The organism is Pseudomonas orientalis (assembly GCF_022807995.1).
GTDB classification, from domain to species: Bacteria; Pseudomonadota; Gammaproteobacteria; order Pseudomonadales; family Pseudomonadaceae; genus Aquipseudomonas; species Aquipseudomonas orientalis_B.
Genome location: NZ_CP094351.1, coordinates 4,543,732 through 4,567,930, shown reverse-complemented (window position 1 = coordinate 4,567,930; position 24,199 = coordinate 4,543,732). Strand labels below are relative to the sequence as shown.

The 24,199-nt window shown below is 59.8% G+C and carries 22 protein-coding genes and 1 tRNA gene; all 23 read left to right on the top strand.

Features of this window, described 5'->3' with window-relative positions; translation table 11 throughout:
- Positions 1-178: 178 nt before the first annotated feature.
- The 23 genes from ruvC (at position 179) to nadA (ending at position 24,160) form a co-directional block, all read left to right on the top strand.
- Positions 179-703, top strand: coding sequence for a crossover junction endodeoxyribonuclease RuvC (gene ruvC, locus MRY17_RS20360; RefSeq protein ID WP_019821257.1), 525 nt, complete (start codon positions 179-181; stop codon positions 701-703).
- Positions 704-771: 68 nt separating this feature from the next.
- On the top strand, positions 772-1,383 hold the full coding sequence (ruvA, locus tag MRY17_RS20355) for a Holliday junction branch migration protein RuvA (protein WP_003175802.1): 612 nt from the start codon (positions 772-774) through the stop codon (positions 1,381-1,383).
- On the top strand, positions 1,384-2,442 hold the full coding sequence (ruvB, locus tag MRY17_RS20350; protein ID WP_243352759.1) for a Holliday junction branch migration DNA helicase RuvB: 1,059 nt from the start codon (positions 1,384-1,386) through the stop codon (positions 2,440-2,442).
- A gap of 248 nt (positions 2,443-2,690) precedes the next feature.
- Positions 2,691-3,146, top strand: a complete 456-nt coding sequence (gene ybgC, locus MRY17_RS20340; RefSeq protein WP_003175800.1) for a tol-pal system-associated acyl-CoA thioesterase — start codon at positions 2,691-2,693, stop codon at positions 3,144-3,146.
- 1 nt (position 3,147) lies between these two features.
- Positions 3,148-3,843, top strand: coding sequence for a protein TolQ (gene tolQ / locus MRY17_RS20335; protein ID WP_015885609.1), 696 nt, complete (start codon positions 3,148-3,150; stop codon positions 3,841-3,843).
- Positions 3,844-3,866: 23 nt separating this feature from the next.
- Positions 3,867-4,319: a protein TolR gene (tolR, locus tag MRY17_RS20330; RefSeq protein ID WP_161793227.1), complete on the top strand. Its 453-nt coding sequence runs from the start codon at positions 3,867-3,869 to the stop codon at positions 4,317-4,319.
- Complete coding sequence (tolA, locus tag MRY17_RS20325; protein ID WP_124359617.1) at positions 4,319-5,392, top strand: cell envelope integrity protein TolA; 1,074 nt, start codon at positions 4,319-4,321, stop codon at positions 5,390-5,392. Before tolR ends, tolA begins: the two co-directional genes overlap by 1 nt.
- 17 nt (positions 5,393-5,409) lie before the next feature.
- On the top strand, positions 5,410-6,690 hold the full coding sequence (gene tolB / locus MRY17_RS20320) for a Tol-Pal system beta propeller repeat protein TolB (protein ID WP_057723839.1): 1,281 nt from the start codon (positions 5,410-5,412) through the stop codon (positions 6,688-6,690).
- 55 nt (positions 6,691-6,745) lie between these two features.
- A complete protein-coding gene (gene pal / locus MRY17_RS20315) occupies positions 6,746-7,246 on the top strand; it encodes a peptidoglycan-associated lipoprotein Pal (protein ID WP_003193861.1) in 501 nt (166 codons plus the stop codon).
- A 6-nt stretch (positions 7,247-7,252) separates the two neighbouring features.
- Positions 7,253-8,098: a tol-pal system protein YbgF gene (gene ybgF / locus MRY17_RS20310; RefSeq protein ID WP_065936870.1), complete on the top strand. Its 846-nt coding sequence runs from the start codon at positions 7,253-7,255 to the stop codon at positions 8,096-8,098.
- A gap of 164 nt (positions 8,099-8,262) precedes the next feature.
- A complete protein-coding gene (gene queE / locus MRY17_RS20305) occupies positions 8,263-8,910 on the top strand; it encodes a 7-carboxy-7-deazaguanine synthase QueE (protein ID WP_104504551.1) in 648 nt (215 codons plus the stop codon).
- Positions 8,911-9,031: 121 nt separating this feature from the next.
- Positions 9,032-9,107 (top strand) — tRNA-Lys (locus MRY17_RS20300).
- Positions 9,108-9,478: 371 nt separating this feature from the next.
- Positions 9,479-11,173 carry a 2-isopropylmalate synthase gene (leuA, locus tag MRY17_RS20295; RefSeq protein WP_181284998.1) on the top strand — a complete coding sequence of 565 codons (1,695 nt, stop codon included), beginning with the start codon at positions 9,479-9,481 and terminating at the stop codon, positions 11,171-11,173.
- Between the two features lies 1 nt (position 11,174).
- Positions 11,175-11,915 (top strand): AraC family transcriptional regulator, encoded by a 741-nt coding sequence (locus MRY17_RS20290; protein ID WP_181284997.1) that lies wholly within the window; start codon positions 11,175-11,177, stop codon positions 11,913-11,915.
- 205 nt (positions 11,916-12,120) lie between these two features.
- A complete protein-coding gene (locus tag MRY17_RS20285; protein ID WP_191956002.1) occupies positions 12,121-13,623 on the top strand; it encodes a TolC family protein in 1,503 nt (500 codons plus the stop codon).
- Positions 13,620-14,792, top strand: coding sequence for an HlyD family secretion protein (locus MRY17_RS20280; protein ID WP_191952331.1), 1,173 nt, complete (start codon positions 13,620-13,622; stop codon positions 14,790-14,792). The genes MRY17_RS20285 and MRY17_RS20280 overlap by 4 nt, the downstream gene beginning before the upstream one ends.
- Positions 14,785-16,329, top strand: a complete 1,545-nt coding sequence (locus MRY17_RS20275) for an MDR family MFS transporter (RefSeq protein WP_243352758.1) — start codon at positions 14,785-14,787, stop codon at positions 16,327-16,329. The genes MRY17_RS20280 and MRY17_RS20275 overlap by 8 nt, the downstream gene beginning before the upstream one ends.
- Before the next feature lie 459 nt (positions 16,330-16,788).
- Positions 16,789-17,565, top strand: coding sequence for a DUF3050 domain-containing protein (locus MRY17_RS20270; RefSeq protein WP_191952329.1), 777 nt, complete (start codon positions 16,789-16,791; stop codon positions 17,563-17,565).
- Positions 17,562-17,909: a DUF4437 domain-containing protein gene (locus MRY17_RS20265; protein WP_181284992.1), complete on the top strand. Its 348-nt coding sequence runs from the start codon at positions 17,562-17,564 to the stop codon at positions 17,907-17,909. The genes MRY17_RS20270 and MRY17_RS20265 overlap by 4 nt, the downstream gene beginning before the upstream one ends.
- A gap of 25 nt (positions 17,910-17,934) precedes the next feature.
- The gene (locus MRY17_RS20260; protein ID WP_124359608.1) at positions 17,935-18,864 is read left to right on the top strand and encodes a diiron oxygenase; all 930 of its coding nucleotides are present in this window, start codon (positions 17,935-17,937) and stop codon (positions 18,862-18,864) included.
- Between the two features lie 12 nt (positions 18,865-18,876).
- Positions 18,877-22,353 (top strand): amino acid adenylation domain-containing protein, encoded by a 3,477-nt coding sequence (locus MRY17_RS20255; protein ID WP_243352757.1) that lies wholly within the window; start codon positions 18,877-18,879, stop codon positions 22,351-22,353.
- Between the two features lie 21 nt (positions 22,354-22,374).
- Positions 22,375-22,842, top strand: coding sequence for an SRPBCC family protein (locus tag MRY17_RS20250; RefSeq protein WP_191955998.1), 468 nt, complete (start codon positions 22,375-22,377; stop codon positions 22,840-22,842).
- 259 nt (positions 22,843-23,101) lie between these two features.
- Positions 23,102-24,160: a quinolinate synthase NadA gene (nadA, locus tag MRY17_RS20245; RefSeq protein WP_065887616.1), complete on the top strand. Its 1,059-nt coding sequence runs from the start codon at positions 23,102-23,104 to the stop codon at positions 24,158-24,160.
- Positions 24,161-24,199 lie beyond the last annotated feature (39 nt).

Below are 24,199 nucleotides of genomic sequence, written 5' to 3'. Positions count from 1 at the left end.
GGTCAAAATGTGGGAGGGGGCTTGTGTGGGAGGGGGTTTGCCCCCGATGGCGGTGGGTCAGTAGCAAATATGCTTACTGACACTCCCTAATCGGGGGCAAGCCCCCTCCCACACAAGCCCCCTCTCACATTGAGTTCTCTATGTATCGAAAAATGTATTTATCCAACCCGCAGGCGTTATGACTTTAATCCTAGGTATCGACCCCGGTTCGCGCATCACCGGTTTTGGCGTGGTGCAACAGACCCCGCGCGGCTGTGTCTACGTCGCCTCGGGCTGCATCCGCACCGGCGCGGGGGAGTTGGCCGAACGCCTGCAGATCGTCTATCGCGGCGTGCGTGAAGTCATTCAGACCTACGGCCCGGTGACCATGGGCATCGAAAAAGTCTTCATGGCCAAGAATGCCGACTCGGCGTTGAAACTCGGCCAGGCGCGTGGCGCTGCGATTGTGGCGGGGGCCGAGGAGGGCATGGAGATCGCCGAATACACCGCGACCCAAGTCAAGCAGGCCGTGGTCGGTACGGGCGGGGCGAATAAGGAACAGGTGCAAATGATGGTCATGCACATGCTCAAGCTCACCTCCAAACCCCAGATCGATGCCTCCGACGCCCTGGCCATTGCCATTTGCCACGCCCACACCCGCTCCAGCCTGCTGCCTCATGGTCTGGGCGCGGCACGCAGTCGTGGCGGACGCCTGCGTCTCTGATAGCATCTGCGCAATCGTTATTTCCGGTCAGGCCCAGTTCTGACCCCCAAGCTTTAAGGATCTGAACCGTGATTGGACGCTTGCGCGGCACCCTGGCTGAGAAACAGCCGCCGCACCTGATTCTGGATGTGAATGGATTGGGTTATGAGCTTGAAGTGCCCATGACCACCTTGTACCGCTTGCCGTCGGTCGGCGAGCCGATAACTCTGCACACGCATTTAGTGGTGCGCGAAGACGCGCAACTGCTCTATGGTTTCATCGGCAAGCGCGACCGCGACTTTTTCCGCGAGCTGATTCGCCTCAATGGCGTCGGGCCCAAGCTGGCCCTGGCGTTGATGTCGAGCCTGGAAGTGGATGAACTGGTACGCGCCGTTTCTGCCCAGGACACCTCCGCCCTGACCAAGGTGCCGGGTGTGGGCAAGAAAACCGCCGAGCGCCTGCTGGTGGAGCTCAAGGACCGTTTCAAGGCCTGGGAAGTGGTGCCGAGCATGTTCGCCCTGGTGCCGAACCAGCCGGATATGCCGGCCGGCCAGGTCGCCAGTGCCGAAAGCGATGCGGTCAGTGCGTTGATCTCCCTGGGCTACAAGCCGCAGGAGGCCAGCAAGGCGGTATCGGCCATCAAGGACAAGAACCTGAGCAGCGAAGACATGATCCGCCGAGCCCTGAAGGGAATGATTTAAGTGATAGAAGCTGATCGTCTGATCGCGGCCACCGGCCCGCGCGACCGTGAAGAAGTCCAGGACCGCGCCATCCGCCCCCTGAGCCTGGCCGACTATATCGGCCAGCCCACTGTGCGCGAGCAGATGGAGCTGTTCATCCAGGCGGCACGCGGGCGCAGCGAGTCGCTGGATCACACGCTGATCTTCGGCCCGCCGGGCCTGGGCAAGACCACCCTGGCCAACATCATCGCCCAGGAAATGGGCGTGTCGATCAAGTCCACGTCCGGTCCGGTGCTGGAGCGCCCTGGCGACCTGGCCGCGCTGTTGACCAATCTTGAGCCTCACGACGTGCTGTTTATCGACGAGATCCACCGGCTGTCGCCCATCGTCGAGGAAGTGCTGTACCCGGCGATGGAGGACTTCCAGCTCGACATCATGATCGGCGAAGGCCCGGCGGCCCGCTCGATCAAGCTTGACCTGCCGCCGTTCACGCTGGTGGGGGCCACGACCCGCGCGGGCATGCTGACCAACCCGTTGCGAGACCGTTTCGGCATTGTTCAACGTCTGGAGTTCTATAGCACGGCAGACCTTGCGACCATCGTCAGCCGTTCGGCGAACATCCTCGGCCTGCCGCTGGACCCGGAAGGCGAATTCGAAATCGCCCGGCGCGCCCGCGGTACACCCCGGATCGCCAACCGCTTGCTGCGCCGTGTGCGCGATTTTGCCGAGGTGCGGGCCAAGGGGCATATCACCAAGGCGGTCGCGGACCTGGCCTTGAACCTGCTGGATGTGGACGAACATGGCTTCGATCATCAGGACCGGCGCCTGCTCCTGACCATGATCGAGAAGTTCGACGGCGGCCCGGTGGGCGTGGACAGCCTCGCGGCTGCCATCAGCGAAGAGCGTCACACCATCGAGGACGTGCTGGAGCCGTACCTGATCCAGCAGGGCTATATCATGCGCACGCCACGGGGCAGGGTGGTGACGCGCCATGCCTATCTGCACTTTGGGCTAAACATTCCGTCACGATTGGGAGAGATGCCCGCGGTAGACGAATTCCTTGATGCGGTAGACGATTAAAAAATTTGTAGGAGCGAGCTTGCTCGCGAAAAACGTCAACGATAACGCGGTATGCCTGGTTATACGCGGCGTGCTCAGGTTTTTCGCGAGCAAGCTCGCTCCTACAGGGTATTTGCGATGTGGGGTGATTTATCCGGGCTTTGTGCTGTCCCAGTGTCTGGCGTCGTCATTTGTCACTGAAGAAAGTGTCAGGAATGCAAAAACAGTTGTCCAGCCGGATTGGCAACCTGAGGAGTAAGCACTAGAGTATGCGCGCGCAAAACGGGGATCAGTCGTTCGCACATCGCTGTCGCGTTTATTACGAGGACACTGATGCCGGCGGCATCGTTTATTACGTCAATTACCTGAAATTCATGGAGCGGGCTCGAACCGAGCGGCTACGGGAGCTGGGCTTTGCCCAATCCACGCTGGCAGGGGAGGACCTGTTATTCGTCGTGCATTCCAGCGAGGCGCGTTACCACGCACCGGCGCGACTGGACGATGAATTGCTGGTCAGCGCCGAAGTCATCGAATTGAACCGTGCCAGCCTGCGATTCAAGCAGCAGGTCAGGCGGGCTACGGATGCAACGCTGCTCTGTGAGGGGCAGTTCCTGGTGGCGTGTGTACGCACCAACAGTTTGAAACCTCGGGCCATTCCCGAAACTCTACGTGCGGCCTTTGCTGCCGTGAGCGGCGCAGGTAAACAATCAAAGCAGGAGATTTAGCGTGGAACCTACCGTCGTCGACCATTCCTCGATGTGGAGCCTGGTCAGTAATGCCAGTGTCGTGGTGCAACTGGTCATGCTGACCCTGGTAGCCGCATCGGTTACCTCTTGGGTCATGATCTTTCAGCGCAGCAACCTGCTGCGTGCCGGTCGACGCGCCCTGGAGAGCTTCGAGGAGCGCTTCTGGTCGGGTATCGACCTGTCCAAGCTGTATCGCCAGGCCGGCAGCAATCCGGACCCGGATTCGGGCGTCGAGCAAATCTTCCGCGCCGGCTTCAAGGAGTTCTCACGCCTGCGCCAGCAGCCGGGCGTTGACCCGGAGGCCGTGATGGAAGGCGTGGCTCGAGCCATGCGCGTGGCCATTTCCCGCGAAGAAGAGAAACTGGAGCAGAGCCTGCCGTTTCTGGCGACCGTCGGTTCCGTCAGCCCGTACATCGGTCTGTTCGGTACCGTATGGGGCATCATGAACTCCTTCCGTGGTCTGGCCCAGGCCCAGCAGGCGACCCTGGCCACCGTGGCCCCGGGCATTGCCGAAGCCCTGATCGCCACCGCGATCGGCCTGTTCGCCGCTATCCCCGCAGTAATCGCCTACAACCGTTTTGCCGCCACCAGCGAAACCTTGATCGGCCGTTACTACACCTTCGCCGATGAATTCCAGGCGATCCTGCACCGTAAAGTGCACACCAGCGAAGAATAAGCAGGTAATTCCCAATGGCTTTAATCGCTCGAGCTCGCAAAAAGCGCAAGCCGGTCGCCGAGATGAACGTAGTGCCCTACATCGACGTGATGCTGGTGCTGCTGGTGATCTTCATGGTGACCGCGCCGATGCTCAACCAGGGCGTGAAGGTTGATCTGCCCAAGGTTTCCAGTGAAGCCTTGCCGCAGGACAACAACACTCAGGTCCTGACCATTTCGATCAAGGCTGACAAGACCTACTATTGGAACCTTGGCAGCGAAGTCGACACGCAGAAGCAGCAGGACAAGGCCCTGACCTTGCCGGCGATGACGGATGCCGTGACCAAGATCATTCGCTCCGGCAATGAAGGCGGCAAGCACACCCAAGTGTTCATTCGCGGTGACAAGTCGGTCGACTATGGCTCCGTCATGGGCGCCATGGGCGGGCTGCAGAAGGCCGGCGTCGGTAACGTTGGCTTGATTACCGAGGCGCCCTGATGCAGCAACAGCGAGAGCCGTCCGCCTCGGAAAGCTACTTCTGGCCTGGCGTGTGGGCAATTGCCCTGCACGTCCTGGTGTTCGGCATGCTGTTCGTCAGCTTTGCCATGACCCCGGACCTGCCGCCAGCCAAGCCGATCGTGCAGGCGACCCTGTATCAGCTGAAATCGAAAAGTCAGGCCACCACCCAGACCAATCAGAAGATTGCGGGTGAGGCCCAGAAGTCGGCTGCGCGCCAGACCGAAGTCGAGCAGATGGAACAGAAGAAGGTCGAGCAGGAAGCGGTGAAGGCTGCTGCGGAACAAAAGAAAGAAGAGGCGGCTCAAAAGGCCGAGGAATCGAAAAAGGCTGACGAAGCGAAGAAAGCCGACGAGGCGAAAAAGGCTGATGAAGCCAAGAAGTCCGAGAAAGCCGCCGAAGCTAAAAAGGCCGAAGAGAAACAATTGGCTGATATAGCCAAGAAGAAGTCCGAAGAAGAAGCCAAGAAAGCTGCCGAAGAAGAGGCCAAGAAAAAGGCCGCTGAGGAAGCCAAGAAAAAGATCGTCGAAGACGCGAAGAAGAAAGCCGCCGAAGACGCCAAGAAAAAAGCTGAAGCAGACGAGGCGAAGAAGAAAGTCGCCGACGACGCGAAGAAGAAAGCTGCCGCCGACGCCTCCAAGAAGAAGGCCCAGGAAGCAGCCCGCAAGTCCGCCGAAGAGAAAAAGGCCCAGGCCCTGGCAGATTTGCTTTCCGACACGCCCCAGCGTCAGCAAGCCTTGGCCGATGAACGTGGTGATGAAGTCGCGGGCAGTTTCGACGACCTGATTCGGGCGCGGGCAGCGGAAGGCTGGACACGTCCACCTTCGGCACGTAAAGGCATGACAGTAGTGCTGCAGATCGGCATGTTGCCGGACGGCACGGTGACTTCGGTCAGCGTGGCCAAGTCCAGTGGTGACGGTTCGTTCGACAGTTCGGCGGTTGCCGCAGTCAAGAATATTGGCCGGTTGACCGAGATGCAGGGAATGAAACCAAGCGACTTCGCTCCCTATCGTTCATTCAAGATGACATTCACACCTGAGGATCTAGCCTTGTGAGAAACCTTCTTCGAGGAATGCTTGTCGTTATTTGCTGCATGGCAGGGATAGCGGCGGCGGATGAAAAAAACATCCTGGTTACCAGTGGCAGCGACCGGGCTACCCCGATCGCGGTAGTGCCGTTCGGCTGGCAGGGCGGCAGCGTGCTGCCGGACGACATGGCCCAGATCGTCAGCGACGACCTGCGCAACTCCGGCTACTACGCACCGATTCCAAAAGGCAACATGATCAGCCAGCCCAACCAGGCCAGCGAAGTTGTGTTCCGTGACTGGAAGGCGGTAGGCGCGCAGTACCTGATGGTCGGCAACATCACGCCGGCCGGCGGTCGCCTGCAAATCACCTACACCCTGTTCAACGTGGCGACCGAGCAGCAGGTCCTGACCGGCAATGTCTCCGGCACCGCTGAACAACTGCGTGACATGGCCCACTACATTTCGGACCAGTCGTTTGAAAAACTCACCGGTATCAAGGGTGCGTTCTCCACACGCATGCTGTACGTCACCGCTGAGCGTTTCTCCGTAGACAACACCCGCTATACCCTTCAGCGCTCCGACTACGACGGTGCACGCGCGGTAACTCTGCTGCAATCGCGCGAGCCGATCCTGTCGCCGCGTTTTGCGCCGGACGGCAAGCGTATTGCCTATGTGTCGTTCGAACAAAAGCGTCCACGTATCTTCGTCCAGCACATCGATACCGGCCGTCGTGAGCAGATCACCAACTTCGAAGGCCTCAACGGTGCGCCAGCCTGGTCGCCGGATGGTTCGCGCCTGGCATTCGTACTGTCCAAGGACGGCAACCCGGACATCTACGTGATGAACATGGCTTCGCGCCAACTCACTCGGGTGACCAGTGGTCCTGGCATCAACACCGAACCGTTCTGGGGCAAGGATGGCTCGACCATCTACTTCACCTCCGACCGCGGCGGCAAGCCACAGATCTACAAGGCGAGCGTAGGCGGTGGTGGCGCGGAACGCGTGACCTTTATCGGTAACTACAACGCCAACCCCAAGCTTTCGGCCGATGAAAAGACGTTGGTAATGATTCACCGTCAGGATGGTTTCACTAATTTCCGGGTTGCGGCCCAGGATTTGCAGCGCGGAACCGTAAAAATCCTTACAGATACCAACCTAGATGAGTCAGCCACTGTTGCGCCCAACGGCACCATGGTAATCTACGCCACCCGCCAGCAGGGCCGGGGAGTCTTGATGCTCGTGTCCATCAACGGACGCGTAAGGCTCCCGCTTCCTACCGCACAAGGCGAAGTCAGAGAACCATCCTGGTCCCCTTACCTGAACTGACGCGGCGCTACAAAAAGAAGTACTTAACACACTGGGGTTCATTAGGAGTTTCACGATGGAAATGCTGAAGTTTGGTAAGTTTGCTGCTCTGGCTCTGGCTCTGTCCGTAGCCGTTGGTTGCTCCTCTAAAGGCGGCGACAATGCCGGTGAAGGCGCAGCTGTTGATCCAAACGCTGGTTACGGCGCTAACACTGGTGCAGTCGACGGCTCCCTGAGCGAAGAAGCTGCTCTGCGCGCTATCACCACTTTCTACTTCGAATACGACAGTTCGGACCTGAAACCAGAAGCCATGCGCGCTCTGGACGTTCACGCCAAGGACCTGAAAGCTAACGGCGCTCGCGTTGTTCTGGAAGGCAACACTGACGCCCGTGGTACTCGTGAGTACAACATGGCTCTGGGCGAGCGTCGTGCGAAAGCCGTTCAGCGCTACCTGGTACTGCAAGGTGTTGCTCCAGGCCAACTGGAACTGGTTTCCTACGGTAAAGAGCGTCCAGTTGCAACTGGCAACGACGAGCAGTCGTGGGCTCAGAACCGTCGCGTCGAACTGCGTAAGTAATTCGTCATGCGAACGTGCCGTCGTGCTCTGACTGTATTGGCTCTCAGCCTCGCACCGCTTGCGGTGTGGGCTGCGGTTCCTGTAACGGATAGCAACTCTGGCTATAACAATAGCGGCAGCAGTTATCCGCCAGCAGGTTATGGCACGAACGGCGCCTATGCTGGGGGCGCGGCTACGGCCGCGCCCTCGGCACAGGGCGAGCTGTTCAACCAGCTGCAACGCATGCAGGATCAATTGGCCCAGCAACAAGGCGCCATTGAAGTTCTGCAGAATCAAGTGAACCAGCTCAAGCAAGAAGGGCTGGAGCGTTACCAGGATCTTGATCGACGTATTGGAGCCGGTGTTGCACCTGCCGCTACTCCTGATAATTCTTCTGCCGGTGGCGCGCCCAGTGCCGCTATCGGTGGTGCCGCTGCCGGTGGCGCAGCAGCGGGGGCCGCAGCAGCTGCCCCTGCCGCGAGCAGCGAACCGGGCGATCCGGCCAAGGAAAAACTGTATTACGATGCAGCCTTCGACCTGATCAAGGCCAAGGACTTCGATAAGGCCAGCCAGGCCTTTACCGCGTTCCTGCGCAAGTACCCGAACAGCCAGTACGCGGGCAATGCCCAGTACTGGCTGGGTGAGGTCAACCTGGCAAAAGGTGATTTGCAGGGGGCGGGCCAGGCGTTTGCCAAGGTCAGCCAGCTGTACCCCAAGCATGCCAAGGTGCCTGACTCGCTGTACAAACTGGCTGACGTAGAGCGCCGCCTGGGTCATACCGACAAGGTCAAAGGCATTCTGCAGCAGGTGGTTGCCCAGTATCCGGGCACCTCCGCCGCGCAGTTGGCCCAGCGCGATCTGCAACGCTTGTAGGTGATGCAGTCCGTTTAGAAGAAACCCGCGCCTGGCGCGGGTTTTTTCGTTAGAATCCACGCCCTTTTATGAAACACGCTTCCTGGGGTTGACGCGTTGGCGCAATCCCTTGAAGTGCCTGACGGAGGCGGACAGCCTGTTTAGCTGTTACGCCCGTGGCGACTATGCAAGACACATTACGTATTACCGAAGTTTTTTACTCGTTGCAGGGTGAAACGCGCACTGCCGGCCTGCCCACCGTATTCGTACGGCTCACCGGCTGCCCCTTGCGTTGCCAATACTGTGACAGCGCCTATGCCTTCAGCGGCGGCACCGTACGCACCCTCGACGACATCCTTGAGCAGGTTGCCGGTTACCGGCCGCGCTACGTCTGTGTAACGGGCGGCGAGCCGTTGGCGCAACCCAATGCCATCCCCTTGCTCAAGCAGTTGTGTGATGCCGGTTACGAGGTCTCCCTGGAAACCAGCGGCGCCTTGGACATCTCTGCGGTCGATCCGCGTGTGAGCCGAGTGGTTGATTTAAAAACCCCCGACTCCAAGGAAGCCCACCGCAATCGCTACGAGAACATGGATTTGCTGACGGCCAACGATCAGGTCAAGTTCGTCATTTGCTCTCGCGACGATTATGACTGGGCGACTTCCAAGCTGATCCAGTTCGGCCTTGAGCGTCGAGCGGGGGAGGTGCTGTTCTCCCCAAGTCATCACGACCTCAACGCCCGCGATCTGGCGGACTGGGTAGTGGCGGATAACCTGCCGGTACGCCTGCAGTTGCAGTTGCACAAATACCTGTGGAATGACGAACCAGGTCGCTGAGATGGCTGTGGAAGGCCTTCAAACCGCGCCATTTTTAGCTTCAATGGGTTTTTTCTGATTTATTTCAAATAAGGTGTTGAATAATCCTTAGAAATCAGTATTATACGCGCCACCACACAGCGGGTCGTTAGCTCAGTTGGTAGAGCAGTTGGCTTTTAACCAATTGGTCGTAGGTTCGAATCCCACACGACCCACCATTTTTGGCGGTTTAGAAAATCCGGAAGGCCCACGCAAGTGAGGATTTCCGGGTTTTTTTTTGCCTGTCATTCCGCGTCACCCAATCAATACGCTTTGCGCCGGATTGACTCATCTTCGGGTCAGCCGATACACCATCTTTTGTCTCGCCTCTGTGCCGATCCCTCAAAGTTATTGCTATTAAAATAGACAAGTTGAAATAATTCACCAATATTTTTATAGATATTGGTTGTTTTTGTATTTTTCTTCACGTTGTCGACTCAGATACGCAATTCATGCCAAGCTTTCTTTGTTTAGTATTGGATCCAATGTCGAGCGAGGTCAGCAAGGCTGCCCGGGTAACCGACGATCAGTTCTAAAAAGGAGAAGCCACATGATGCTCAAGGACCCTTCCAGCAAATACCGTCATTTCACCACCGTCGATCTGCCGGACCGCCAATGGCCCAGTGTCGTGCAGGCTGCGGCGCCGACCTGGTGCAGTGTCGACATGCGTGATGGCAACCAGGCGCTGATCGAACCCATGAATGCCGAGCGCAAGCGCCGCTTCTTCGAGCTGCTGGTGAAGGTGGGTTTCAAGGAGATCGAGGTTGGGTTTCCCGCCGCATCCCAAACCGATTTCGATTACGTGCGTGAACTGATCGACAGTGGCGCGATTCCCGACGATGTAACTATCCAGGTGATGACGCAGGCGCGCAGTCATTTGATCGAGCGCACCTTTGAAGCCTTGAAGGGCGCACCGCGAGCGATCGTGCACGTGTACAACGCCACCGCGCCGGTGTTTCGCGAAGTGGTGTTCGGCGTCGACCGCGCCGGCTGCATCGACATTGCCACCCAGGCGACGCGTGAGATCAAGCGTCACATGGACAACAATCCAGGTACGCAATGGACGTTCCAGTATTCTCCCGAAACCTTCTGCTTTACCGAACTGGACTTCGCGCTGGAGGTTTGCGAGGCGGTGACGGACGCTTTTGGGCCGACCCCGTCGAACAAAATGATCCTGAATCTGCCGACCACGGTGGAAGTCTCCACGGCCAATGTATTCGCCGATCAGATCGAGTGGTTTTGCCGGCATTTCAGCCGACGCGACAGCGTGGTCATCAGTGTTCACCCGCATAACGATCGCGGTACCGGGGTGGCGACGGCCGAGCAGGCTTGCCTGGCCGGCGCCGAGCGTGTCGAGGGCACCTTGTTCGGTAACGGTGAGCGCACCGGCAATGTGGATATCCTGACGCTGGCAATGAATCTCTACACCAGCGGCATCGACCCGCAGCTGGATTTCTCCGACATCATCCATGTGCAGCGTGAAGTTGAGTTCTGCAACCAACTGCCCACGCATCCGCGCCATCCCTACGCCGGGGAATTGGTATTCACGGCGTTCTCGGGGTCGCACCAGGACGCGATCAAAAAAGGTTTTGCGGCGCGCCAGGCCAATCCCGATGGACGTTGGGAAGTGCCCTACCTGCCGATCGATCCGGCCGACATGGGGCGCAGCTATGAGGCGGTGATTCGTGTTAACAGCCAGTCGGGCAAAGGCGGCGTGGCGTACCTGCTGGAACAGCATGGCATCGTCCTGCCACGCCGTTTGCAGATGGAATTCAGCAGTCTGGTCCAACAGGAAGCCGATGCTTCCGGCCAGGAAGTCAGCGGCGAGATGATCCTGGCCTGCTTTACCCGGCACTATCTGGATCAGGGCAACCCTTACACCTTGTTGCAGCCCAAGTTGGTCAGCGAAAGCAACGTGACTTATCTGGAAGGTACGTTGACAGGCGGCGCGAGGGACATCGAACTGAGCGGCGAAGGCAACGGCCCACTCGCGGCGCTGGTCGACGCATTCGCTCAGCGCGGCGTGCACTTTGATATCGCGGATTACCATGAGCACGCCACCCGTGACGGCGCCCAAGCCGAAGCGCTCGCCTATGTGGAGATCCGCGTGAACAACCAGCTGCTGTTTGGTGCCGCCCGCGATGGCAGTATCCTGCTGGCGTCCCTCAAGGCAGTGACGAGTGCGGTCAACCGCGCATCGCGTCTGGGCCTGCTCAGCGTGGTGAGTGCTGCGGTGCCTTCCTGAGATGAATGCGCATACCGCATTGGCGGCGCTCACCGGTAACTATGGTCACGGTGACATCGTTGCTTCGCATCGACATGAAGAAGGCCAGTTGGTCTATGCCATCAACGGCGTGATGCTGGTATCGGTGGCCGGCACCACGTGGGTGGTGCCTTCCGGGCACGCGTTGTGGGTTCCTTCGGGGCAGGAGCATCAGATCCGCATGACCGGCGAGGTGCGCATGCGCACGTTGCTGATCACCCCCGGCGCCCACCGCGCCTTGACCGAGGAGTGCCACGTCATCCGCGTATCGCCACTGCTGCGCGAGTTGATCATCGCCGCGGCCGAGGTGCCTGACAGTGAGCCGGCCGTGGTGCGTCATGTGCAGATCGTCGATCTGATCTTCTCCGAACTCGACAGGGCGCAGAGGGTCTTGGCCCATGTGCCAATCCCGGACGAACCGCGCCTCAAGTCGCTGTGCGCCGACTTTATCGACAACCCCTCCCAGGAGTCGAAACTGGAGAGCTGGGCGGTGCAACTCAATATGAGTTCGCGCACCCTGGCTCGGCTGTTCCAGAAAGAGTTGGGCATGAGCTACGGCGAGTGGCGCAAGCGCACACGGCTGCTGCTGAGCATGCAGCGGCTGGCCTGCGGTGTGTCCATTCTGGAAGTGGCGCTGGAACATGGTTACCAAAGCCCGAGCGCTTTTACCGCCATGTTCAAACGCACCATGGGTTATACGCCGAGCAACTGCCGTCTGGTCTAGCCTCCCCGGCGCTCGCACCCCTCCCACTGGACATGGCCCGCGGCAGCGCAGGGCCATGTTTGCGTCTGCGCGGCCGACGGGCGCCCAGGACTCATTGGTGGCAAGCAGGTTGTCCCAATCGAAACGATGGTTGTCCGGAACTCGGGAGATGCGCAGCGCGGGCTCTCTTAACCTGCGTCTCTACTTAGCACTCTGGATTTCTGCGATGGGTTCGCCTTCTTTTTCCGCGCGGCACTGCCGTCTTTCGCTCCTGGGCGTGGCGGTTGTCTGGTTGACGGGGTGTTCTTCCTGGATCGCCCATACGCCGGCGCAACCACACCCACAGCGCATCGATGCGTTGAGTCGCCTGCCGCAAGGCGTATCGGCCCAGGCGTTACCCGACCGTTGGTGGCAGTTGTACAACGATCCCAGGCTCGATGCGCTGGTGCAGCAAGCGTTGGCGCATAACCGCGATCTGGCGGCCGCCCAGGCCCATGTGCAATCGATGCTGGCCGGGATCATGCAGGCCGACGCCGAGCGTTGGCCGTCCACGCAGGCGTCACTGGGCGCCGTTTACGGCAAGACGGCCGACGATCAGACCCTGGCCAAGGCTACCGACAGTCATGCGCCGTCGCAGTGGTCCTTCAACCCAGGCTTCGAATTGGCTTACCAACTGGATGTGTGGGGCCAGGTCCAGCGCAGCATCGAGCGGGCGCAGGTGCAGGCGGCGGCGGCCCAGGACGCCGAAGACCTGCTGCGCATCACGGTCGCTGCGCAAACCACTCGCGCCTACGTGAATGCCTGTGCCCTGGGCGCGCGCGCCAAGGTGCAGCGCCATTCGCTGGAAGTGGTCGGGCATAGCCTGGCGCTGACCGATCGCCAGCGTCAGGCAGGCGTGGTCACGGATCTTGAATACAGCCGCATGCAGGCACTGCAGGGCGAAACCCTGGCCTTGCTGCCGATGCTGGAGGCGCGTCGCCAGGCCGCGTTGTACGAGCTGGCGATGCTGACCGGCGTGGCGGACCTGGAGCAAGGCTCAGGCGCAGCGACCTGCGAAGTGGTGCCGCAACTCGCCGCCGCACTGCCGGTGGGGGACGGCTGGCAATTGCTGGCGCGCCGCCCGGATATTCGCCAGGCCGAGCGGGCATTGCAGGCGGCCACGTTGCAAGTGGATATCGTCCAGGCCGACCTGTATCCCAAGGTGACCTTCGGTGCATCGGTGTCCTCCTCGGCCAGCAAAACCCATGAGCTGGGCGATAGCAGCGCGGTGATGTTCGGCATCGGCCCCCTGATTACCTGGCAGTTCCCCAACTGGCGCGCCAATCGCGCACGGGTCAACCAGGCGCGGGCGCTCGAGCAGATGCAGGTCGCGCAATTCGAGGCCAGCGTGCTCAACGCCCTCAAGGACGTGCGCCAGGCCCTGGCGTTGTACGACGGCGAGCGCCAACGCCACGCCGCTCTGAGCCAGGCGCTGGAAAGCAGTCGGCATGCCTACAAGCTCGCGCAGTTCAATTACAACGCTGGTTCCATCGACTTTCTCGACGTACTCGACAGCGAGCGTGAGCTGATCCGCCTGCAAGCCACGCGCGCCGACGCCGATGGCCAGCTACTGCAGCGCCAGATCAGTTTGTTTCGCGCTCTGGGCGGCGGTTGGCAGTCCGCTGCCACTCCAGCCCCGACCGCTGCGCTCACCCACGCTTCCGTCAATTCTTTCGGTACCCGGCCATGAATATCGCTGTTGATGAAAAAAACACTGTGCAGGATGAGCAGGAGCATGTGGTCGAGCAACTCATGCACGACCGCAAGCAACGCCGCAAACGCAACCTGATCCTGCTCGGTGGTGCCGTGTTACTGATCGCGGCAGTGGCGTTCGGCGTGTACTGGATGACCATCGGGCGTTATCTCGAACAGACCGATGATGCCTACGTGCGCGCCGACTGGATTCCCATCAGCCCGCGGGTATCCGGCTACGTGGCCGAGGTACTGGTGGAAGACGACCAGCCCGTCAAGGCAGGGGATGTGCTGGTGCGCATCGAGGACCGTGATTACCAGGCGCGGTTGGCCCAGGCCCGTGCGGAGTTGGCTGAAACGCAAGCTTCGATTGCTGCCCAGCAGGCCAATCTGCAAGTCACTGATAGTCTGATCGCGCAGCAAAAAGCCGGCATTGCCCAGGCTGAAGCGCACACGCGCAGTGTGGGAGCGGAGTTGCGCCGCGCCAGTCTGGATCAGCGTCGCTATGAAGGTCTGGTTCGCGAGCATGCCGCCAGCGCCCAGCGTCTGGAAAGCGCAGCCGCCAGTTACGCCCAGGCCAGTGCCGCGGTTGAAATTGCCCGGGCGATGCAGCGCCAGCAGGAAACCCGGCTGAATGTCGCCATTACCCGGCGTCAATTGGCTGATGCTTCGCTCCAGCAGCAGATAGCCCGGCGCGACCAGGCCGAGGCGCAGTTGAAACTGGCGACCCATGCGCTCGAAGACACCTTGATCCGCGCGCCGATCGACGGAGTGGTCGGGCAGCGCAAGGTGCGCACGCGCCAGTACGTCGTGCCGGGCCTGCCGCTGCTGGCGGTGGTGCCCTTGCAACAGGCCTACGTGGTGGCCAACTACAAGGAAACCCAACTGCGCGACATGCGCGCCGGGCAACCAGTGGATATCAGTGTCGACAGCTATTCGGGACGCAAGCTCAAGGGGCATGTGGTGAGTTTTTCGCCGGGCTCGGGGGCGGTGTTCGCGCTGCTGCCGTCAGACAACGCCACCGGCAACTTCACCAAGATCGTGCAGCGTTTCCCGGTGAAGATCGTCATCGATCAGCACGATGAAGGCGGCCCGATTCTGCCGGGCATGTCGGTGATCACCACGGTAGATACCCGTGCCGCCACCCAGGACGCCAAGCATGACTGAGACCGGCGAGAAAACCGTCTCCTTTCGCGCCTGGGTGGCTGTAATCGGCGGGCTGTTCGGCTGTTTCATGGCCGGCATGAACGTGCACGTGACCAGCGCCGCGCTGCCTGAAATCGAAGGCTCGCTGGGCGCGACCTTCGAGGAGGGGTCGTGGATTTCCACCGCGTATCTGGTGGCGGAGATCGTCATGATCCCGCTGACCGCCTGGCTGGTGCAGGTGTTCTCCCTGCGCCGGGTCATGCTGGTGGGCTCGTTTGTATTTCTGGTGGCCTCGATTGCCTGCTCCTGGGCGCCTAACCTGGAAGTCATGATCATCATCCGCGTCATCCAGGGCGCCGCCGGCGCGGTGCTGATCCCGTTGTCGTTCCAACTGATCATCACTGAACTGCCGCCCAGCAAGATCGCCATGGGCATGGCGCTGTTCGCCCTGTCCAACAGCGTGGCCCAGGCGGCCGGGCCGTCGATTGGCGGCTGGCTGACTGACGCGTATTCCTGGCGCTGGATTTTCTACCTGCAACTGGCCCCCGGCATTCTGCTGTTGCTGGCGGTGGCGTGGTCCATCGATGCCAAACCGATGCAGTTGAGCCTGCTCAAGCGCGGCGACTGGGGCGGTATTTTCGCCATGATCGTCGGCCTGGGCGGTTTGCAGATCGTGCTCGAAGAGGGCGGGCGCAAGGACTGGTTCGGCTCCGATTTCATCGTGTGGATGTCCTTGGTCGCAGGCATCGCCCTGGTGTATTTCGTGCTGTCCCAGCTCTACGGCAGCCGCTCCTTCATCAACCTGCGCTTGCTCAAAAGCTACAACTTCGGCGTGGCGAGCGCGGCGATGTTCATTTTTGGCGGGGCTACGTTCGGCCTGGTCTTTCTGGTACCCAATTACCTGTCCCAGTTGCAGGGCTACAACGCCCGCGAAATCGGGATCAGCCTGATTGCCTACGGCATGGTGCAACTGGTGCTGGCACCGTTCATGCCGCGCCTGATGAAGTGGCTCAACCCGAAGCTGATGGTTGCCAGCGGCTTTTTCATCATGGCCCTGGGATGCTATCTGGGCGCGCACCTGGACATGGACAGCGCCGCCAACGTGATTATCCCGTCCACCGTGGTACGGGGCATCGGGCAGCCATTGATCATGGTGGCGCTGTCGGTGCTGGCGGTGTCCGGGTTGGCCAAGGATGAAGCCGGTTCGGCTTCCGCCTTGTTCTCCATGCTGCGCAACCTCGGCGGCGCCGTGGGCACTGCCGGCTTGACGCAGATCGTCGCGATGCGCGAGCGCTTTCATTCCGAGCGCGTCGGCGAGTCGATCACTCTGTTTTCCCCGTCATTGCAGGAGCGTCTGCGCGCCGGCATGGCAGACAGTGAAGCATTCATTTTCAACGAGCTGATGCCCGCCCAACAGCAAGTCCTTGAAGGCTTGGTCCACATGGTGCGTCGCGAGGCCTACTTGATGGCCTATAGCGATGCGTTCTACGTGTCCTGTATTGCCTTGGTCCTGTGTGGTGTGGCGGCATTGGCATTACGTCAACAAGCAAAGAATTAAATGTATAAATTCCGCAATTGATACGCGGTGCTTCTCAACGAACAAGAGGGAACTTGAATGGTGAAAAGGCGAATGGCCTGTTGACAGTTTGATGACTTGCTAACTTAGCAATGACATACAGTTTGCAAATACTCACACTCGGGGAGTAGGCAAACTTGCGCCCGACAAAGTTGATGTTGATAACTTTGATCGGGTTTCTGTTTTTGTCTGTTTTATAGTTTTGAAATATTTTGTATTAATTTTCCAGAAAACACTTGCTGATCATAATGAACTTCCTCTAAGTTTCGTCTTGCTTCGGCGGCTGACCACTCGGTCCGACGAAGTGTCGCGCTGTAACCTAAATGAAATGCATCGTGTACTGGCCGGAAGTGGCGAGATAAGCCTGCTCATGCCTGGAAAAAGGCAGGCTGGTTTATATCGAACGGTCGGAACCCAACTAAGCCTGATAAGGAGAGCAACATGGAAGATAAAAAGTCGCTATTGAATGCAAAGAAAACGGAACTGGGCAATCATCGAATCTTTGCTGAAATCAATTCATTGCCGGTCTTGCGCGCCTTTATGGAAACCCATGTGTTTGCCGTGTGGGATTTCATGTCCCTGGCCAAGCGCCTGCAGCAGGACCTGACGTGTACTCGCCTGCCATGGCTTCCCCCACTGGACCCGGCGGCGGCGCACCTGATCAACGAAATCATCCTTGGCGAAGAGTCTGACCAGAACCTGCAGGGTGGTCACTACAGTCACTTCGAACTCTACCTGCATGCCATGCGTGAAGTCGGCGCCAGCACCGACAAGATTGAATTCTTCGTCAAACTGATGCGTGAAGGTGTCGACCTGCAGACCGCGTTGAACCGTTGCGGCGCAGGCCTGGCAGCCTCGGCCTTCGTGACCGACACCATCGAAACCGCCATTAACGCCTCCACGCACAGTGTCGCCGCGGCGTTCCTGCATGGGCGTGAGAGCGTTATTCCGGAGATGTTCCAGCGCATTCTGGATGACTGGGATATCACCGCCGACGACGCCCCGACGTTCCGCTACTACCTGCAACGCCATATCGAAGTCGATTCCGAAGACCACGGCCCGGCGGCGGAAAGCCTGCTCGCGCGCCTGGTCAACGGTGACGCCCAGCGCCAGGAAGAAGTCTACGAATCGGCCATCGCGGCCGTGCAAAGTCGCCTGGCGCTCTGGGACAACTTGCGCGTGGCCATGCGTGAAAATGTGAGTGAGTGCGTGGCATGAACGTAGAAATCATCGAAGCGGACCAGGCCCAATGGTTCGAGGTCAAGTCCGAGTGTGGGATCACGCTGACAGTTTTCAAGGACACGTTGGACCCCATCAATAAAACCGGTATTCGCACGCGCCTGGTGCGTTTTCACCCGGGCGGCGGTACTCGTGAAATCTATACACATGATTATCACGAAGAAGTGTATCTGATTGAAGGCGATCAGACCGAGTTGGCCAGTAAGGAACGTCCCGAGAAAACTTACCGTAACGGTGCTTACTTCTTCAGGGCGGCGCACACCGAGCACGGTCCGTTCAACTCGAAGGACGGCTGCCTGTTGTTTGAAGTGCACTACTACTGATCATCATGAACAAAGGGAACGCTTCATGAGAGCTGAAGAATATCAATCATTTTCCGAAGCGTGGGAGGAGCGCGCGACGATTCGCACGCGCCCGAGGCGTCGGTTGGAAGATGATGAAAAGTTAATATTCCCGATCAGTCGGCAACCACTGGTAATGGGCGCAACGTTTATTCGCGAGTGCGCTCACTTGCAGCATTTCGTGCTCGTTCAAAGCCTGTACAAGTTCATTAATGATGTAGTGATTTTCGAGACTGAAATCGTCGACAAAACCGCCAGGAGTATCGCGAAGGACAACTTCGCCATCCGCTTCCCGTTTGCCTGTCGGTATGACGCAATGACCGTGGTAGTCGATGAGGACTATCACGCATTGGTGGCGATGGATTACATGCAACAGACCATCGAACTGACCGGGATCGAACCCATCACCTTGCCTGCGGAAATCGAACTCAGCCGTTCGATTCCCAAAGCCCTGGCGATGGCGCCCGAGCATCTCAAGGCGGCTGTGGAGCTGATCTGCGTCGCGGTTGCCGAAAACACTTTGACCAACGACGTCGCGGCATTTGCCCGGGACGACTCGGTGAAGGCATCGGTCAAGGGGTTGATGGCCGACCATTTGGCGGACGAAGGACGGCACTCCGGCTTCTGGGCCAAGTTGACGCGCATTTACTGGAGCACGGCGAGCGAAGAGGACAAGCGCTCGCTGGCCGCGATCATGCCGGTGTTTCTCGCTGAGTACCTGACCAACGAGATCCAGCAGGGCTTCGATTTCGCCTTGATCGAGCAGTTGCCGGTGAGCCCTGCTGTCAAGGCGGCGTTGCGCGAGGAGGTCGAAGGCATGAGTTTTCCGATCACGCCGACGCACCCGCTGGTAGGCAACATCGTCCGATTCTTCAAACACAGCGCCATGCTCGACGCTCCCTGCATGCAGGAAGCGCTCGCCGATTATTTGCGCTAGAGGAGAACTTCAATGAGACATCTTGATATCGTTCTGTGCGGGCGCAGCCATGCGCTCGCCCGCCTTACGCAAGAGCTGGAGCAGATGGGCCACACCACCCATCTGCTGCCCACCGACAATGCCCATGAGCACGCTCGGTTACCAGTACCTGACCTGCTGATCGATGACGCCAGCACGACGCGGTTTCCTCAGTATCCCGCGTGTCACCATCTGTCTTTACGGATGCGGTCCGACGATGCCGGCGATGTGTTCGCGCCCTTGCACCTTGAATGCCTGTGGCGTGCGGGGGAGGGCGACTGGATGACGCTGGGGCGCCGTGAAGTCGACGCCGACATGTCCGGCAATGGCGCCGACCTGATGCAGGAAGCCATCGCACAAGTGGTGGACATGGCCAGCGTGCACATTGGCCGCTACTCGCGCAGTGTCGACTACCTCGAGACGCCGCGTGAGCCGGCGAAGGCGGTCGACAGCCTGTCGAGCCTGACCCGGCTTGATCGACTGGCCTGGCAGCATCGCCACAATGCGACTGCCAACCTCGGGTTGCTGCAGGAAGCCCGGCAACCCTTCGTCCAGCGCCTGGCCGACAGTCTGCTGGTCAATGCCGAGCGCAGTGCCTTGAAAGTCGATGGGCACGGCATGTCCTATGCACAGCTGCACGCCTACAGTGTGGCCATCCAGGAGCGCCTGCAGCCTTTGCTTCAAACGCAGGGCGGGGGGCTGACGGTGGTCGGCATTTCCTTGCCCAAAGGCTCGGCGTTGTATGCAGCGATCCTGGCAGTGATTGGCTGCGGCGCCGTCTACCTTCCGCTGGACCCGAACCATCCAGCGGAGCGTCGTGGGGCTATCCTCAAGCATGCCAATGCCAGCTTGCTGATCCAGGACACCGACGCCGATAACCCGCTCGCGGGCCTGGCAACCCTGGACATCAGCCACCTGGATTTCTTCCACCATGGCGCCAAAGGCTACAGCCGCGTGGCTCTGGCGCCGGACCAGAGCCTGCTGCGCGTGCCGTTGGCGGGAACCGCGCCCTGTGTAGCGATCTACACCTCGGGCACCACTGGTCAACCCAAGGGCGTATTGCTGAGCGTCGACAACTTGAGCCACTTTTGCGCGTGGTATGCGCGCTATGTGGAGCTGGACCGTCACAGCCGTGCGTTGCAGTTTTCCACGATCAATTTCGATGCTTCGTTGCTGGACATCTTCCCCACGCTGATCCAGGGCGCCGAACTGATCGTCCCTACCGAGGACCAGCGCCGCGATCCCGTCGCGCTGGCCGAGTTGATTGAGCAGGAGCAGGTGACTCACGCCTTCCTGCCGCCGGCCTTGCTCAGCATCCTTGCGCTCGAATCGTTGTACGGCATGCAGCATCTGGTGACGGGGGGCGATGTGTGCGAGCCCCATGTCATCGAGCAACTGGTGGGGCACTGCCAGTTGCATAACATTTATGGCCCGACCGAGACTACGGTGCTTGCCACGTGCCGCACGTTCCAGCCAGGCGACAATAACCGCAACCTCGGCGTGCCGATTGCCAATACCGCTATCTACCTGCTCGATGAGCAGGGTCAGCCGGTCGGGCAAAACGACAGCGGTGAGATCCACATCGCCGGGCCGGGGGTGGGCCTGGGTTACCTGGACGCCGTGCAAATGACCGCCGAGCGTTACCGCCTGCACGAGTTGCCCGACGGGCAACTGTTGCGCCTGTACCGCACCGGCGACCTGGCACGTTGGACCCAGGACGGCATCCAGATCATCGGACGCCTGGATAACCAGGTGAAGATCCGCGGTTTTCGTGTCGAGCCTGAAGAGATCGAGCACTTGCTGCAATCGAGCCAGTTGTTTCGTCAATTGGCGGTGGTGATCGATCAGCAGCGGCGCATCCTGGCGTTTTTCTCCCAGCCCCATGGCGGTGACGGCCACACCGCCAGCGAACAGCTGCAGGCCTATGCACTCAAGCAGTTGCCCGACTACATGCGCCCCAGCGCGTATTGCCTGCTGGAACGCCTGCCGGCCACGGCCAACGGCAAAGTCGACCGCAAGGCCTTGAAGAATTTACCCGTGAACTACAAGCCACAAGGGCCGCGGCAGGCACCGCAGAACCCCACCCAGGAGCAGTTGCTCGGGCTGTGGTCCACACTGCTGGACATGCCCGGCGCCGATATCTCCGTGGAGGACAGTTTTTTCAATCTCGGCGGCCACTCGATCCTGCTGTCGCAAATGCTCATGGGCATTCGCGAAATGTTCGGCAAAGGGGTTTCGATCAACCGCTTTATCGAACAGCCGACCCTGATCAACCTCGCCAACCTGATCGACCAGGACGTGGAAGCCACCGCCACCGTCAGCCCGCAGGCGTTGCGTGACGCGACGCTGCGGCCCGAACTGGACGTATTGCCGATCAGCCGCCTGGGCAACCTGCATAAAGTCATCGTCACCGGCTCCAACGGGTTTCTGGGTGTGCACATCGTTGAAGCACTGCTGGAGCTGGGCAGCACCGAAGTGGCGTGCCTGGTGCGCGAGTCGGGGGGAATGAGCGCCCAGCAGCGTTTCGAACAGGCATTGATTCAGAACCGCCTCGAGCACCTCGACTTGAGCCGCGTGAGGGTGTTGGCGGCTGATATCAGCCAGCCTCGGCTGGGGCTGTCGGACGCGGACTACGAATGGCTGGACCGTGAATACGGCGTGCTGGTCTATAACGCGGCCAACGTCAACCACGTGCTCGACTATGAGTCGCTGGTCAAGGACAACGTCACGCCCGTGCTGGAATGCCTGCAACTGTGTGAAGGGCGCAGCAAGAAGGTCTTCAACTTCATCTCCACCTTGTCCGCCTCCAGCACGGTGGATGCGCAGGGGCGTGTGCTGGAAGAGCCACCGGCGTTCACACCACCGATCTACATTCGCAATGGCTACAACCTGTCCAAGTGGGTGGCCGAGCGCATCTTGTGGAACGCCAGTGAGTCAGGGGTGTGGGTCAATCTCTATCGTCCGGGAAACATTGCCTTCAATACGCGTACCGGTGTGTGCCAGCCCCATCAGAACCGCTTGATGCTGATGCTCAAAGGCTCCTTGCAACTTAAGGAGGTGCCCGAGCTGGCGTTGAACTTCGACCTGATGCCGGTGGACTTCCTGGCTCGCTTCATTGCGTTTCACGCCAGCCGGCATAACCGCTCCAAGGCGGTCTTCAACCTGCACAACCCGCTGCCCCTGAGCTGGGAGCATTACCTGGAAGCGTTTCGCGCCGCCGGTCACGATTTCCAGATGGTCCCGGTGACACAATGGCAGCAGCGCCTGTCGGCAATCGACAGTGATAACGCGTTATTCGGCGTCGTCGGCTTTTACCTCAATGGGTTTGAAGAAGACATTGGCGATATCTCGATGATCGAGTACCGCAATGCGCTCTCAGGCATCCGTAGCATGGGTGAAGACTACCCGGCCAAAAACAGTGCGCTGCTGCAAAAAGGCTGCGACTACCTCAAGCAAATCGATTTTATCTAAGCCAAAAAAAGGAGCTGTCCCATGCAACATTTTGAACCCGATACCCTGGTGCGCAATCCCGTGGGCAACCCTGTGATCGCCAGCGTCACGGTCAACGGCGACGCGCGCGACGTGTGGAATATCGTTGGAGACTTTTCCGGTTTCGCCAAATTCATCCCGGCGTTGTCCCACATCGAAATGACCGGGGAGGGCGTGCGCTCGGTACGCAAGAAGCTGTTCAAGGACGGCAATGTGGTAATCGAGCAACTCAACAGCCATGACAACGAAGGCATGACCATGACCTGGTCGCTGATTTACACCTCGCTCAATATCGGCAACCTGTGGGCTGTCATGCAAGTGGAGCCGCAAGGTGCGAATCAAAGCCTGGCGACCTGGACCATCATTGGTCAGCCCTACACCGGCGGCCCGGAGGACGTGCCGGCGTTCGAGGCGTTCCTGCAAGGGTTCGCCGATGATGCGATGAGCAACGTGCAGAAGCTGTTTGCCTGACGCTCCCCATGTGCAGCCCTGTGAGTACCGTGGATCAGCGGTATTCGCGGGGTTTTGACCCCGCCGTTCTCTCCCCTCGCAAAATGCCCCGCACACTGCCAGATTAGGCTTTTGAATCCATTCGATATTCTGTAGCCTTGCGCAGCTTCAGCTTTACCCGTGCTTGATGAATACACACTTCGTCCGGCGGCGCCCGAAGGGCTCCAGAGCCGGTGGTACACTCGACTTTCGCGCTACTGCGCCTGCAGGTCTTGCGAACATGACGCACATTTCCGAACGCCTACTGGTTCAAGCCCATCTCGACGCCAAACAGCCCAAGGCCCTCAGTGCCGATGAGGAAGCGAGCCTGCGTGCCGCCATCGCCGCCGAGCTCAAGGCTCAGGACGCGGTGCTGGTTGCCCACTTTTATTGCGACCCGGTGATTCAAGCCCTGGCCGAAGAGACCGGCGGCTGTGTTTCCGACTCCCTGGAAATGGCACGCTTCGGCGCTGCCCACCCAGCCAAAACCGTGCTGGTGGCGGGGGTGCGGTTCATGGGCGAAACCGCGAAAATCCTGACCCCGGAAAAACGCATCCTGATGCCGACCCTGGAGGCCACCTGCTCCCTGGACCTGGGTTGCCCGGTGGATGAGTTCTCCGCGTTCTGTGACCAGCACCCCGAGCGCACGGTGGTGGTCTATGCCAACACCTCGGCGGCGGTCAAAGCCCGTGCCGATTGGGTGGTGACGTCCAGTTGCGCACTGGAAATCGTCGAAAGCCTGATGGACAACGGCGAGACGATTATCTGGGGCCCGGACAAACACTTGGGCACCTACATCCAGCGCCAGACCGGCGCCGACATGCTGCTGTGGGACGGTGCCTGCATCGTCCACGAAGAGTTCAAGTCCAAGCAGCTTGAGGACATGAAGGCGCTGTATCCGGACGCGGCGATCCTGGTGCACCCGGAATCGCCGACCTCGGTGATCGAACTGGCGGACGCTGTCGGTTCCACCAGCCAGTTGATTGCGGCGGCGCAGCGCCTGCCGAACAAGACGTTCATTGTCGCCACCGACCGTGGCATCTTCTACAAGATGCAGCAGCTGTGCCCGGACAAGGTCTTCATCGAAGCGCCTACCGCCGGCAACGGCGCCGCGTGTCGCAGCTGTGCGCACTGCCCGTGGATGGCGATGAATACGCTGGAGCGTACATTGCAGTGCTTGCGTGAGGGCAGTAACGAGATATTCGTCGAACCGTCGGTGATTCCGCAGGCGGTGCGACCGCTCAAGCGGATGCTCGACTTCACCCAGGCTGCGCGGCTCAAGCTGGCCGGCAACGCCTGACCTGAGGTCAATTGGGTGAAAAATGTGGGAGGGGGGTTG